1 protein-coding gene is annotated in these 245 nt (G+C 66.9%); it reads right to left on the reverse strand.

Annotation, left to right across the window (positions count from 1 at the left end):
- Positions 1-245 (reverse strand): hypothetical protein (locus SB772_RS44505; RefSeq protein ID WP_410839090.1); only part of this gene is annotated, 245 nt, incomplete at both ends.

Raw genomic sequence — 245 nt, forward strand, 5'->3', positions numbered from 1 at the left:
CTGCGGCGTATTGCTGAGCCAGGCCGGGCCGAAGGCCAGCGCTTCGCCGGATGCGCCAGACAGCACGATCGCCGTCTTGCCGAGACGCGGGGCGCTGACTTCGGCTTCGGTGGTGAAATCGGCCCAGGGCCACGGCTTGGCATCTTCGCCCCGCAGCTCGGCGGCGAAGGCGCGCTTCAGAAGGACCTGCGAAAGCTCCGCCTTGCCCTTCAGATAGAAGCCGCTGCTGACCAGTGCCATACCAT

This window comes from Paraburkholderia sp. SIMBA_030, from assembly GCF_046535245.1.
Lineage (GTDB): Bacteria > Pseudomonadota > Gammaproteobacteria > Burkholderiales > Burkholderiaceae > Paraburkholderia.